Annotated in this window: 13 protein-coding genes; 6 read left to right on the forward strand and 7 right to left on the reverse strand. The window is 41.2% G+C overall.

Annotated features, from left to right (window positions below; translation table 11 throughout):
• The 3 genes from N3A72_09880 to N3A72_09890 all read left to right on the forward strand — a co-directional run.
• Window positions 1-367 (forward strand): N-acetylmuramoyl-L-alanine amidase (locus tag N3A72_09880; GenBank protein ID MCX7919891.1); only part of this gene is annotated, 367 nt, incomplete at its 5' end.
• Window positions 368-401: 34 nt separating this feature from the next.
• The gene (locus N3A72_09885) at window positions 402-1,106 is read left to right on the forward strand and encodes a class I SAM-dependent methyltransferase (GenBank protein MCX7919892.1); all 705 of its coding nucleotides are present in this window, start codon (window positions 402-404) and stop codon (window positions 1,104-1,106) included.
• 79 nt (window positions 1,107-1,185) lie between these two features.
• Window positions 1,186-1,983, forward strand: a complete 798-nt coding sequence (locus N3A72_09890) for a hypothetical protein (protein MCX7919893.1) — start codon at window positions 1,186-1,188, stop codon at window positions 1,981-1,983.
• Between the two features lie 73 nt (window positions 1,984-2,056).
• Here the strand turns inward: N3A72_09890 and N3A72_09895 are convergent, their stop codons facing one another.
• Window positions 2,057-2,719 (reverse strand): helix-hairpin-helix domain-containing protein, encoded by a 663-nt coding sequence (locus tag N3A72_09895; GenBank protein MCX7919894.1) that lies wholly within the window; start codon window positions 2,717-2,719, stop codon window positions 2,057-2,059.
• Between the two features lie 222 nt (window positions 2,720-2,941).
• Between N3A72_09895 and mutL the strand changes: the two genes are divergently transcribed.
• Window positions 2,942-4,795, forward strand: coding sequence for a DNA mismatch repair endonuclease MutL (gene mutL, locus N3A72_09900; GenBank protein MCX7919895.1), 1,854 nt, complete (start codon window positions 2,942-2,944; stop codon window positions 4,793-4,795).
• A 74-nt stretch (window positions 4,796-4,869) separates the two neighbouring features.
• Here mutL and N3A72_09905 read toward each other — a convergent pair whose 3' ends face one another.
• From N3A72_09905 to N3A72_09920, 4 genes are all read right to left on the reverse strand, one after another.
• Window positions 4,870-6,252: a sigma-54 dependent transcriptional regulator gene (locus tag N3A72_09905; protein MCX7919896.1), complete on the reverse strand. Its 1,383-nt coding sequence runs from the start codon at window positions 6,250-6,252 to the stop codon at window positions 4,870-4,872.
• A gap of 146 nt (window positions 6,253-6,398) precedes the next feature.
• Window positions 6,399-6,590, reverse strand: coding sequence for a hypothetical protein (locus N3A72_09910; protein ID MCX7919897.1), 192 nt, complete (start codon window positions 6,588-6,590; stop codon window positions 6,399-6,401).
• A gap of 70 nt (window positions 6,591-6,660) precedes the next feature.
• A complete protein-coding gene (locus N3A72_09915; GenBank protein ID MCX7919898.1) occupies window positions 6,661-7,560 on the reverse strand; it encodes a sugar phosphate isomerase/epimerase in 900 nt (299 codons plus the stop codon).
• A gap of 22 nt (window positions 7,561-7,582) precedes the next feature.
• Entirely contained in the window at window positions 7,583-8,749 is a 1,167-nt protein-coding gene (locus N3A72_09920; GenBank protein MCX7919899.1) for a Gfo/Idh/MocA family oxidoreductase, read from the reverse strand.
• 385 nt (window positions 8,750-9,134) lie between these two features.
• On the opposite strand from N3A72_09920, the gene cas4 reads away from it, so the two are divergent.
• Window positions 9,135-9,740, forward strand: a complete 606-nt coding sequence (cas4, locus tag N3A72_09925; GenBank protein MCX7919900.1) for a CRISPR-associated protein Cas4 — start codon at window positions 9,135-9,137, stop codon at window positions 9,738-9,740.
• Between the two features lie 71 nt (window positions 9,741-9,811).
• Here cas4 and N3A72_09930 read toward each other — a convergent pair whose 3' ends face one another.
• Together N3A72_09930 and N3A72_09935 are read right to left on the reverse strand one after the other, a co-directional pair.
• Window positions 9,812-10,063, reverse strand: a complete 252-nt coding sequence (locus N3A72_09930; GenBank protein MCX7919901.1) for a hypothetical protein — start codon at window positions 10,061-10,063, stop codon at window positions 9,812-9,814.
• A 172-nt stretch (window positions 10,064-10,235) separates the two neighbouring features.
• Complete coding sequence (locus tag N3A72_09935) at window positions 10,236-12,437, reverse strand: PQQ-binding-like beta-propeller repeat protein (GenBank protein MCX7919902.1); 2,202 nt, start codon at window positions 12,435-12,437, stop codon at window positions 10,236-10,238.
• A gap of 125 nt (window positions 12,438-12,562) precedes the next feature.
• On the opposite strand from N3A72_09935, the gene N3A72_09940 reads away from it, so the two are divergent.
• Window positions 12,563-13,351, forward strand: coding sequence for a dihydroorotate dehydrogenase electron transfer subunit (locus tag N3A72_09940; GenBank protein MCX7919903.1), 789 nt, complete (start codon window positions 12,563-12,565; stop codon window positions 13,349-13,351).
• Window positions 13,352-13,357: the final 6 nt, after the last annotated feature.

The raw sequence follows: 13,357 nt of genomic DNA on the forward strand, positions 1-13,357 counted from the left end.
TAATAATGCGGTTGGCGGAAACGCTGATCCGGAAACTATTCGCGGGACTAGCGCATATTATCATCAGCCACAAGCGATGGCACTCGGTCATGCGATATATCGCCGTTTATTGGATGAACTTGGCTATCCCGGATTTGGATTCGTTTATTTTGATGCTGCAGCGGTTCGAACGCATCAGGCGATAACCGCGCTGATTGAAGGGCTCTTTATGTCGAATCCGGAAGAAGAAGCAGCGCTCGCAACGCCGGAAATGCAAAAGAAACTCGCTACCGCTATCTTCCACGGTATTGAGGATTTCTTGGTCAAGCAGCGATACCATCAAACCACTGAGACACCGAGACACAGAAATAACACAGAGATATCTTAGATGCAAATACTCTGATTTCTGTAGTTTATTATGTATGCCAATCCCGAAATGGCAATATGATGAATTCTTACCGCCGGGCGTAGATTTTACTTCCGTTGAAGAAGTCCGGAATTATGATACCATGCATCAAAAGTTTCGGGATTATGTTCAATCAACGGAAATAATAGTTCAAGCGCTAGGGCTGAATGCAGAAAGTACGGTCATCGATATGGGTTCGGGTACCGGTGCGTTTACACTTCATGCGGCGAAACAATGCAAAAAAATTTTTGCGGTAGATATCTCCAAGCCAATGCTAGAGTATTGTCAGCAGAAGGCGAAAGAATCGGGGGTTTCCAATATAACATTTCATCATGGCGGGCTACTTACCTATGAACATCAAGGAGAACCGGTCGATGCGATGGTTTGTGTTGCGGTAGTACATCATCTTCCGGATTTCTGGAAACAAATCGGATTACAGCGGGCGAACCGGATGATTAAACCGAACGGAAAATTATTTCTATTCGATATTGTATTTTCTTCGAAATTGGCTAATTTACCTGATGAAATTGCCCGGTTGATTACCGCTTTTGAACAGCAAGCTGGAGCGCAGATGGCGAAAGAAGCAATTATCCATATTAAAGAGGAATATAGCACCTACGATTGGATTATGGAAGGTATCTTATCGAAAAGCGGATTTAAAATTGATTCCGCTCAATACAACACTGGATTTCAAGCGACATATATTTGTTCACAAGTTTAATTTAGATAATTCTACAGTTAAGCATTGTCTTTACCATCTCTCGGGAGTACGCTGAGTTTCTGCAGTTTATTTCGTAATTATGCCTATCTCGAAAATCAAACTCGGGCATCTTTCGGTCAGTAAATTAATTCTTGGCGGGAATCCGTTCAGTGGATTTTCGCATCAGACCCCGGAAAAAGATTGGGAAATGAAATCATATTATACCACTGCGCGGATTAAAGAAGTCTTCCGGCAAGCGGAATCGCTCGGCATTAATACTCATCTTGGCCGCGCTGACCACCACGTTATGCGGGTTCTCCTCGAATACTGGAATGAAGGTGGAACGATTCAATGGATTGCGCAGACCTGTCCAGAAGTTGGGACTATTGACCGGGGCATTCAGAATGCTATCGCTGGAAAAGCGAACGCATGTTTTATCCACGGCGGAGAAATGGATTATCGGTTTGCGAACAACCAGCTTGATGATGTGCCGGTCGCAATTCAGAAAATCCGCGATGCAGGAATGCCCGCAGGTATTGCCGGGCATAATCCGGCGGTATTCGAGTGGGCGGAAGAGAATCTCGACGTTGATTTCTATATGTGTTCTTATTATAACTCAGCACATCGCGACCAGCATAAAGAGCATATTTCCGGTATGCCGGAATGGTTTGCTGATACTGACCGTGAGAAAATGGTTAAGTTAATCCAGCAATTATCAAAACCGGTGATTCATTATAAAGTTCTGGCGGCAGGCAGAAATAATCCGGAAGAAGCGTTTAAGTTCGTTGCCCAGCATTTACGCCCGCAAGATGCGGTATGTATTGGTATCTATACCAAAGATAATCCAACCATGCTTGCGGAAGACTTGCAGTTGCTTGAAAAGTATCTTAAGCAATGACTTTACATGATGTATCAATGTTAATGTTGTGCGCTGAGCGGAGGATTTCGCTGCATTCTTTGTGGTAGGGTTGTTATCTAACGGTAATTGAATCTTTAATCTGTTCCATCTTTTTCGGTCCGATACCGCTAACTAAAATCAAATCTTCTACCCGCTGAAACGCTCCATGCTCTTGCCGATATTGAATAATTCGTTGCGCAAGTTTTGGTCCTATGCCAGGCAGAGTTTCTAATTCCGATTGTGAAGCGGTATTAACATTTATCTTCCCAGATTGACGGGATTTTGAAGAAGGCAATGCTAGCGCTCCACCAGCAGGTGGAGCATAAACCTGCCACTGTTGCGTTTGCGTTAAATCTGATTTACTTTCTCCTGCTTGTCCTATGAACGGAACAACGATTTTTTCACCATCTTGAATGAATTCCGCTAAATTTAGTTGATTGATATCCGCTTGTTTCGTGGTATCGCCTGCAGTGGTTATTGCATCATAGAGTCGGCTGCCGAATGGAAGATGATATATTCCCGGGTTATTTACCGCACCGGTTATATGGACGATAACCGTTTGCCCGGAATAAGCGTTCGGTGCTGAACCAGCTAGTGTGGATTGAATATTTGCAAGAGCAGGGGTAACGGTTACCGTCTCGCGACTATTTAAATATTGTTTTACGCCAAATCCAACTAAGATGACTCCGAGTAGGAATAAGATTACTAACTGCTCCTGCTTTGTCAGATTAAACATAGTATATAAAAATTATAGCGATTGCATGGGATTATAAGACAGATTAATCCGTTACTAATATTACCTTTTTCTATTAAAATAGCGTAATCTATTTCAATTTGTCAACTCTGCTAAAAATAATATATACTTTTAATGGACGAAAAAGCAAATTAATGATAGTGTAATTACTATCTCACTGTTTCTCCGTTTTTCGGATGCTTAGTTTTTCAGTTAATTTATTCTATGAATAGAATTAAAATACTGCCAGAACATGTGGCAAACCAAATCGCAGCTGGAGAGGTGGTTGAGCGCCCGGCATCGGTGGTGAAAGAGCTGGTAGAAAATGCGATTGATGCGAATGCAAGCCAGATAACTATTGAAATTAAAGGGGCTGGGAAAAAATATATCCGCGTTGCAGATAATGGTTCTGGAATGACTCGCGCCGATGCGGAACTTGCAGTCGAACGGTTCGCCACCAGTAAACTCGAATCAGTATCCGATTTAACGGCGATTAAAACGCTTGGTTTTCGCGGAGAAGCGCTCCCGAGCATTGCGTCTGTTTCAAAGTTTGAGTTGGTCACCCGGTCGGAAGAGAGTATTAGCGGAACGAAAATTATTATTGAAGGTGGAATGAAAAAAGAGATAACTGAAATTGGTGCGCCAGTCGGCACCACGGTTAAAGTCCAGAACCTATTTTATAATACACCCGCACGATTAAAATTTCTAAAATCTGATACTACCGAAACCGCACAAATCATCGCCACAGTCAGTCATCTCGCTCTCGGATACCCGCAAATATACTTTAAACTCTTAATTGACGGAAAAGAAATCTATAATCTGCCACCTGTATCTGAAATTCTGGGTCGAATCATTGCTATCTTCGGGAAAGAAACTGAATCGGAATTAATTCCGCTTCCCAGCCCGAATATGGTGTCAGCTTGTGTGGTGTCCGGCTATATTGCTAAACCAAGTTTGTCCCGGAATAACTGGTCTGGGTTTATGAGTTATGTTAACCGCAGGTTTGTTTCCAATCGGACAATAACCCGTGCGGTGTTCGATGGATATCATACATTACTACCGGTACAGCGATATCCGGTTGGCGTCCTTTTTATATCAATCGACCCGAAATTGGTAGATGTGAATGTACATCCGACGAAACGCGAAGTCCGATTCGTTCACGAGAAAGAAATTTATGAAACGATACTTGAAACTATCCGATTTGCGTTACATCAAGTAATGTTGATTCCAGATATTAAAGAACCAATAGAAAAAGAAATGCCAAGTTCCAAACCCCAAATTCCACATACACTCCACATACCAAAATCCAAACCGAAAGAACCGGAACCGAAAATTCAAACCCAGTTTGCGATTACACCGACCATTCCAGAATCGGTTATATCCACTAGCCAGGATACAGTTCCTTCGCCGCAAGAAAAACCTAGAGAGCTGAATATTCATGCTTCACCGGTATCACAATCTACCCTCCGCATTCTGCAATCTGAGACTAAACCTTCAGAGTTTCCGCAAATGGAACCGTTAGCGCAACTAGATGAAACTTACATCCTCTGCCGGTCGGGTGAAGATTTACTGATTATCGACCAGCATGCGGCGCATGAACGGATTCTTTACGACCGGCTAATGCCGAAAATTAAGAACCAAGAATCAATCACCCAACTGCTGTTATTCCCGCAAACCATTGAACTTCCGGCAAAAGAAGCAACGGTTCTCGCCGAATATAAAGATGAATTGCAGAAGTATGGATTTGAACTCGACCATCTTGGTGGGAACACTTATACGCTTCGTGCCGTACCGGAAATAGTGGTTGATACTGACTATCGTCAACTCATTCTCGACATTATTGATAATTTAACAACTATTGGGAAGAAATTGCCGACTGAGGAAATACAGGAGCGGATGGTAACGTTCCTCGTTTGTCGTGCTGCAGTTAAATCCGGTGATATCCAGCAGATGCCGGAATGGAAGAAACTCATATACGATTTACAGAATACCACTTCACCTTACACCTGCCCGCATGGACGACCAACAGCTATACGTCTTTCGAAAGAAGAACTGGAAAAACGATTTAAAAGAACCTAATCTAAAAGATTCAATTCAAATTCAACCTTTTTAAATTTAAATTTTGCAATGCTAATTATGCATTTGAAAATACATTATTCGATTTTATATTTTTTCATCCGGTAGCCGAGAGTACGTCGGGTTATTCCAAGTAATTTAGCCGCTTTACTCTGATTATGCTGGGTCTTCAGGAGTGCACTTTGAATCAGTCGACGTTCCATTTCTTCTAAAGTTATCCCTTCTTCAAGAACCGCATCCGCTTTGGTTGCCAGTTGTTCCTGACTACTCTGAATTGGGATAGGTAAATCTTCCGGAAGGATAACCTCGCCATTGCCCATAACCAGCGCATGTTCAATAGCATTTTCGAGTTCACGAATATTGCCCGGCCAATGGTATTGCATAATCAAAGATAAGGTTGTCGGATGCAGTTTCGGTTTCTTTTTAGTAGCGGATTCACTAGCTGAACTAAACCGGGTTAAAAAATGGTCGATTAATGCCGGAATATCTTCTTTGCGTTCCCGCAATGGCGGGAGATAAATACTTACCACATTCAGCCGATAATATAAATCTTCGCGAAACTCTTTTTTCCGCAGCGCTTCTTCAAGATTTTTATTCGTGGCAGCGATAACTCGAACATCAACGGTAATCGTTTGTGTATCTCCAACGCGTTCAAATTGCCGCTCTTGGAGAACGCGGAGCAGTTTCACCTGGGTAGATAACGGAATATCACCAATTTCATCGAGAAAAATCGTCCCGGTATTAGCTAATTCGAACCGTCCTTCGCGGTCACGAATCGCACCAGTAAACGCGCCTTTCACATGACCGAATAACTCTGATTCCAATAATCCTTCTGGCAACGCCGCACAGGTCGCTTTAACAAACGGTCCTTGGCTCCGGGGAGAAAGAGCATGGATCGCCTGCGCAACCAATTCTTTTCCTGTCCCACTTTCCCCGCGAAGGAGAACTGTGGTTGAAGTCGGTGCAACTTTTCGGATTTTTGCAAACACTTCTTGCATTGGTTTACTGGTTCCAATAATATTTTCAAGTGAATATTTTTTACCGACCTCTTGTTTTAATCGAATATTTTCCCACTGCAACTGGATCTGCGAAATAAGGTTTTTAACTTTCAATCGCAATTCATCAAGTTTAACCGGTTTGATAAGATAATCTTTTGCGCCGGATTTAAGCGCGTCTACTGCCGTTTCAACCGTAGCATATGCGGTTACGAATAGAACTGCGGTTTCCGGATTATTCCGTTTAATCCAGCGGAATAACTCTAATCCATCGATATGTGGCATCCGCAAATCGGTGATAACGATATCAATCAGTTCCTGTTTCATAATCCGAATCGCTGATTCGCCACTATGTGCTGAATAAACCGTATATCCATCTTTTTCAAGCGCTTGTCGAAATATTTCCGCTTGTTTCGGTTCATCATCAACGACGAGAATGGTTATCTCATTATCACTAACTGACATAAACCAAGTTAAAAACGAAAAAACGGAGAAACTGAAATATTATATAAGCTAGCGGCTTGGTTTGTTTCTCCGTTCTTTTGCTCTTTCGTTCTTCCGTTGGATTTTGTTTTGGCTTGTGAGTGTTTGCATCTAAGGTTTTCCTTTTGCTACGGTCTCCAGTGACCAGGAATCCAAATCCAATCGCTCCCGTTCCAACTCCAGTGCCCAGGAACCCAACGTGGACCCGGAGGTGGTCCTGGCGGTCCTTCATGATACACCACCGTTCCTCTACATGATGCCATAGTTAATACCGCAAGAAGAACAAGCATAAGTATAGCAAGTATTTTTAACCATTGCATAGAACGCCCTCCTTTCAATTTTGGATAAAAAGTGTTCAACCGCATTCTCAGTCTTTAAAAGAAGCATATTTTATACCAAAAATTGGGTTAAATGCCGTTTCGCAATAAACAATCCTTTTTTAACTTTTTCTTCCGAATGTTCCCAGACCGGGTCTTCGTGTTCTATCGAAATAACCCCGTCATACCCCGATTCGCTTAAAACGGATATCCATTTGCCCCAATTGATTTCTCCTAATCCTGGCATCCGATATCGCCACCAACCACGACTATAAATCGAACCAGTACTAAGTTTTTTAGAGAGAATCTCGGTATCTTTTGCATGAGTATGGAATATACGGGAGGCAAATTCTTTTGTCGCTTCGATATAATCTACCCCTAACCAGTAAAGATGTGATGGATCAAGGTTCAACCCGAAATTTTCTTCCGGTCGTAGTTCAAACATCTTCTTCCAGTTATCGGGAGAAAAGGCGATATTCCCAACCAATTCCGGTTTCTGCCATCCTTCCATCGGACAATTTTCAATCATCAATTTAACATTATGCTTCTTTGCGTATACTAAGTGCTCTTTAAAAATCTTTTTGAACTCTTTAAAGTTATCTTCAATCGTTAGGTTCGGATCGCGGCCGATAAACGTACCAACCAGTTCAACCTCCAGCAATTCCGCAGCATTGATAACCTTATATAAATGCTGATGGATTGCTTTCCTTTTTTTCGGATCCGGATGCAGGTTGTTATCGTAATAAGCTAACGAAGATATCTCCATATTATGGTCGGAAAAAAGTTTCTTGATTTCTTTCGCTTTAGCCGCAGTTAGCGTGGTAACATTCAGTGTACTACCCGCATAATCTCGGTCGCTATCAACTGGCCAGGCAGCAACCTCTAATGCTTGAAACCCATTTTCACTCGACCATTGTACCAACTTCGGTAACTCCATTTTCCCTAAACATACCGTCAGAAATCCTAGTTTCATAAATACCTTCCTTCCTTTAACTTTAATATTTGACATTACGTACCTTTACCCATTTTTTGGTTTGATAGCTTTTTAAAATTGCAGCATTGAGGAGCATAGCGCGATGTCCATCAATAAATTTCGGATATTCGCCATTGCGTGTACCATTTCGTATATCCTGATATACGTTTTCAAGCACATTCTTCAATCCGTCAGGATACCCTTCCGGATGTCCTCCAGGATAATGCGCTAACGGTTTCGCTTTTTTCTCTAATAAGCTCGGGTCTTTAGGTAGTATTTCATTTGGTTTATCCCGATGACCTAACCATAATTCATTTGGATTCTCTTGGTCCCAAGCGAGTGACGATTTACTTCCGTCGATTTCAAACCAAAGCCGGTTTTTCCGCCCAGCACTAACCTGACTAACGAGAAACACTCCATGTTGTCCGCCATCAAACCGCAATAATACCGCGCCGTAATCTTCGGTATCAACCTGCATTGTTTGCGTTAGTTTGCGTGTGGAAATATTTCTGTCGGAACCCTTGAATGTTTCTATAATACCTTTTGGACGAATCCTCGTGGGAATAACTGTTTTCAGGTCAGCAAATACTTCAACGATTTTAAGTCCACTAACATATTGGATTAAATCACACCAATGCGACCCGATATCCGCTATAGCACGCAAGTTTCCACTTAGATTGGATTCTAACCGCCAGTTGTAGTCGGTCGGATACAGTAACCAATCCTGCAGATACGATCCGTGAACCAGATAGATTTTCCCAAGTTCACCTAGCGCAATTAACTGTTTCGCTTGCTGAACCAGCGGATATCCCCGATAATTAAAATCAATCGCATTAACCAGTTTGGTTTTATTTACCGCAGCGACTAATTTTGCGGATTCAGATTCGTTCATAGATAAAGGTTTTTCGGAAATAATATGTTTCCCGGCATGAATCGCATCTAGGGTTATCTGAAAATGCAAATAATTCGGGGTACAGTTATGGATAGCCTGAATTTCTGGATTACGCAGCATATCGCGATAATCACCATATGCCAATGGAATATGCAACTGACGCGCTTTCTCTTCAGCTCGAGCTTGCGATTCTTCCGCCAGCGCTATAACCTCGACATATCCGAGCCGACGTAAAGCTTCAATATGTGCTGGACCGATAAATCCCGTGCCGATAATTCCCGCTTTAATCGTTTTCATTTTTCTATTCACCTCCGCTATCGTAAAATTAAGTATACGAAACTTATATTTTTAATAGTATCAGAAAAAAAGACGATCTGCAATAGCAACTAACAAGAATGAAAGTTACTAAATTCCACTTGGAAAGTGGACAAAATGGTAAAAGTGAAAAAAGATACTTATGTATCATTTACCATTTAACTGATTTATTTTTACCCCATCCTATATTTAGGCATACGATTTGCTCATTATTAATTATGGTGAAAAGTGACTTTGGAATAAACTTAATAAATATTTGAAATGATTTGAGTTATAAAATTACACACATGTGCATAATATAACTAAAAAGTTATCCATCAGATAGTTTGATTACAAAAATGTATTCGAAAAGAAGGGAGGCGGGTTTATGATAACATTAACAGGTTCGGAATTATTATTAACAATTAAAGATTTAGTTGATTTCGTTGAATGCCCTAGAATACTATATTGGTCATATCTTCGTCCGAATTTATCCGACCAAAGAAAAGACCCGCTATCTCATGAAACAGCGTTATTATATAAAGACCAATACGACCCGATTTTAACTGACCTTTTGATACAGAACGGGATTCAGCATATTGAGCGCTATGTTGGAGTAGAACTCCGCAACAAAATTATTCACGGTAAAATCGATGTGCTTGTTAAAGATGGAAGTAAACAATATCCAATATATATTAAAAATGCTAAAGAATGTAAATCATTATCCTATTTTCTGCCGGTATATGCGTATGCTTGGTTAATCAATGATACTTACGGAACCGTATGTGAGAAAGGGTTTATTTATTATCCGAGCCGGCAGGAGCTGGAATCAGTATATATCGGACAAGCAGAACTAGCTGTGGCTGAAGCAACTGCGGAATCCGCTCGGAATATTGTTTCGTGCGGGATCCTTCCGGATACACTCCATTATAACCCGCGGAAATGCTTAGGATGTAAATATCGGCTATTCTGTAATGAACTACCTACTCGGTAAGGTTGCTGTGTGTTAATTATGCGGAGTATCGGAGTATGGGAGTTCACGCCGCTGTTACCCCGATACGTTATTTATTCTTTTGCTTGACTAGCGGACGGTGCTGATGGTATCGTAGCATGCGTTGAGATAGATTGCGGTTTTGTATATCTCTCTGGAAAAACCTGACGAAGTAAATGTTCCCGTTGCGGTAAAGGAACTTGTTCCCATTGATGTGGATAAAGGTTAATCCCAAGTTTCTCTCGAATCAATTTTAGTTTCATCTTCAAAGCGCGTTTTTTCTTTCGATGTTTTTTTCTCATTTCGTTTCGATTATCTCGACCCATGATACAACCTCCGACTTAATGTCAAATCTCAAAGCTAACTTAAGAACAGAAAAACGAAAAAACCATAATGTTGAGTATAGCCGTTTATTGGTTCTTTAGTTTTTCCGTTCTCTTGTTGACATTCATAAAACATTTTGAAATTTTAAGGTAATATTATACGCTACACTTCAAGTTACTGTCTACTACAAAAGGCATACAGTACGCCATCCATTGATGCGAGATAGAGTGTATTTCCAGAAATCGCTGGCGTAGATAGAATCGGAATATCAAAATCCTGTTTCCAGACCAGATTACCAGAATTGATATCTAGTGCATAGAAATTTCCGTCACTCGCTCCAATATATACTGTTTTCCCGGAAATGACCGGAGACGAAAAAATAGTCGCATAATTCGGCTGATATGGACTCATTCGGAGGAGCGAATCGTTTGTACGAAATTGCCAATGTAATTGACCGGTTTCAGCATCTAACGCATAAACTGTTCCTTTGCCTGACGCTGAAACAACTAAACCATACGCTATGCTCGGTGTAGTTAACGACCACGATTTATCCATTGCAAACGACCAGCGCTTTTGCCCAGAATTACTATCTATTGCGGTTAGGTTTCCGTCAATATCCGCAATATATATTTTGCCGTTATATACAACCGGTGCGGTATGTAATCCGCTACATTTATAACTCCAGATTATTTCACCGGTTTGTGCGTCTATTGCACAACAATTCTTTTCATTCCAAATCGCACCGAAATAAAGCGTATCATTCGCTACTGATGGCGTTGTCCAGGAGGAAACCCAATCCGAACCATATTTCTTTTCCCAAATCAAACTACCGGCAATCGCATCTAAACATACGAATTTACCAGCGTTTCCAGTATATAGCCTATTACCAGCGACAACCGGTGCAGAATATATCCAGTGCGAAAACCCGTCATCTAAATCGTAGCTCCATTGCAGCTGAAGGTTCGGTAGCGAGAATGCATATATTCGTCCGCCCATATCCGTTGCATAGAGCATATCGTTTGATATCGCCGGAGTATGGTTAACTGGTAATCGTGTTGGCGCGGAACGGATTTGCTTTCCCGAAATTGCATTAATTGCGATAATTCTGCCTCCGGTTCCGGATTTATTCTTCACGGCGAGATATAACATTTTATCTTTAATCACAGGAGAAGAAAGCATAACTTGACTGTTCTTTAACTCGGTTTTCCAGCAAAGCGCTAGTGGCGGTGTTGTTAAAACATTTTCACTTGTGCCTATCCTTACATTATCCTTTTTGAATGTTAGCCAATCAGTGGTCGGCTGGGAAACAGCACCAATATCTTCTATTAACACCGGAGAAACGATCGAACGTCGCTGGCCAATGAATCGATATTCAGTGGTCAACCATGGTCTATCCTTTTTGTTTAGGATTTTAGATTTTTGATTTTGGATTTTTATAATTCGGTATCCTGCCGGGCTGGCATCAATTCCACCGAACCGTAATGGCGGAGTGCTGATATAGAGTTGATTGTTTTCGAACCAGATTTTGTCCGAATGCCAATGACCGGTGAATAACGCGGTCACTTCCGGATATTTCGCTATCGGATTATGCCGTAAGTCTGGTTGTGGCGGATAATGCTGAAAAACGAGTATCGGTTTATTCGTCCCCAATATTTTGACATCCTTATCGAACCAACGCTGCTGCCGAAACGTCGTTAAAACGCTATTCAGTACAATACAATGATATCCGTTATAATCGAATGAATAATAATCCGGACCGAGATAATGATGATAATTAAATACCCGATTATCGCCGTCATTTGCATCATGGTTCCCGAAAACATGGTACCATTTCGCTCTACTTTGTTTAACACCATCTATATACAATTCATATTGCGTGGTATAACTGCCTCTACTTACCAAATCGCCGGTCGCAATGATGAATGCTGGCGGTGGATTGAGTTGATTCAGCTCGTGGATTACCGATTTAAAATCTGCTCCAGTCGCAAGCGTAGTATCGATATGAATATCCGTTACCTGAATGAAATAATCCGATGGTTTACCAACCATCTTTTGTAATCCGAAATTATATTCGGTTCGTAAGTTGTCTTCCGCAAATACATAGTAAAATGAACTCGAGCTTATGTATCCGCTCGGAACAGTGATAAACACGAACTGCGCTGCAGTATCAATCGTTAATCTATATTTCCCATTCGCATCGGTTATCACGATTTCTAATCCATTTGAAACGCCGATATTCGCTAACCCTACTTCGCCAATATCTCGAACGCCATTTCCATTTTCATCTTGAAAAACAAACCCTTCGATTAAATGTGCGAATCCGGATATCGTTAAAATAAAATATAATAATATAGAAAATATTATAAACATTCTCATAATATATAGTTATTATATCATTCTATTTACCATAAATCTATTTGCTATTTTTATTCAATAAAGTGTAAAATTTTCTATCGATTCTTTATCATTATATATAGCTAAATAATTCTCAGGTACACTAAATGATTTCGATAAAAGCTCAGATTATTGATAAGAAACTCTACGGTTCAGCTGGTGCTCTATTCCGTCTCATTGCGCCGGACATTGCTACAGAAGCGCAACCCGGACAATTTGCCCTCATCCGATGCGGTGAAAGTTATGACCCGTTATTACGTCGCCCGTTAACTTTCTTTCGTCTCGATAAAAAGCAAGGAACCCTTGATATTCTCTTCCGGATTCTGGGTAAAGGAACCGCACTACTTGCAGAGAAAAATATCGGAGATACCTGCGACATTCTCGGTCCGTTAGGGAAAGGATTTCAGTTTGATAAAACCGTTACCTACCCTGTTCTTCTCGCTGGGGGAATGGGCGTCGCGCCGTTATTCGCGCTTGCTGAGCAGCTGGTAAATATCAATTTGAAACCGTTAATTTTTCTCGGCGCAAAAACTCAATCGGAATTATGGTATAAAGAAAATTTTATGGAACTCGGTTGCGAAATTAACGTTGCTACCGATGATGGTTCGTTCGGGTTTAAAGGCACGGTTCTGGATTTGTTTAACTCGGAAATTGCTTATGTGCAATCCGCAACAGTTTTCGGCTGTGGTCCAATGCCGATGCTCAAGCGACTCGCGGAACTCGCTCACGAGCGTAAATTCCAATGTCAGATATCATTAGAAGAAAATATGGCGTGTGGACTTGGCGCATGTCAGGGTTGTGTAGTTCCGGTGGTTGGTCCGGAAAAATATAAATTGGTTTGTAAAGATGGACCGGTCTTTAATGCGAACGAAATTTCATTCGTATTCAATAAATAATGCCAA

It is taken from the genome of bacterium, assembly GCA_026416715.1.
In the GTDB taxonomy this organism is placed as follows: domain Bacteria; phylum UBP4; class UBA4092; order JAOAEQ01; family JAOAEQ01; genus JAOAEQ01.

Coding starts and splice junctions, on each gene's coding strand:
- N3A72_09885 (MCX7919892.1), top strand. CDS start 402: ATGCCAATCCCGAAATGGCAATATGATGAATTCTTACCGCCGGGCGTA.
- N3A72_09890 (MCX7919893.1), top strand. CDS start 1,186: ATGCCTATCTCGAAAATCAAACTCGGGCATCTTTCGGTCAGTAAATTA.
- N3A72_09895 (MCX7919894.1), bottom strand. CDS start 2,719: ATGTTTAATCTGACAAAGCAGGAGCAGTTAGTAATCTTATTCCTACTC.
- mutL (MCX7919895.1), top strand. CDS start 2,942: ATGAATAGAATTAAAATACTGCCAGAACATGTGGCAAACCAAATCGCA.
- N3A72_09905 (MCX7919896.1), bottom strand. CDS start 6,252: ATGTCAGTTAGTGATAATGAGATAACCATTCTCGTCGTTGATGATGAA.
- N3A72_09910 (MCX7919897.1), bottom strand. CDS start 6,590: ATGCAATGGTTAAAAATACTTGCTATACTTATGCTTGTTCTTCTTGCG.
- N3A72_09915 (MCX7919898.1), bottom strand. CDS start 7,560: ATGAAACTAGGATTTCTGACGGTATGTTTAGGGAAAATGGAGTTACCG.
- N3A72_09920 (MCX7919899.1), bottom strand. CDS start 8,749: ATGAAAACGATTAAAGCGGGAATTATCGGCACGGGATTTATCGGTCCA.
- cas4 (MCX7919900.1), top strand. CDS start 9,135: ATGATAACATTAACAGGTTCGGAATTATTATTAACAATTAAAGATTTA.
- N3A72_09930 (MCX7919901.1), bottom strand. CDS start 10,063: ATGGGTCGAGATAATCGAAACGAAATGAGAAAAAAACATCGAAAGAAA.
- N3A72_09935 (MCX7919902.1), bottom strand. CDS start 12,437: ATGAGAATGTTTATAATATTTTCTATATTATTATATTTTATTTTAACG.
- N3A72_09940 (MCX7919903.1), top strand. CDS start 12,563: ATGATTTCGATAAAAGCTCAGATTATTGATAAGAAACTCTACGGTTCA.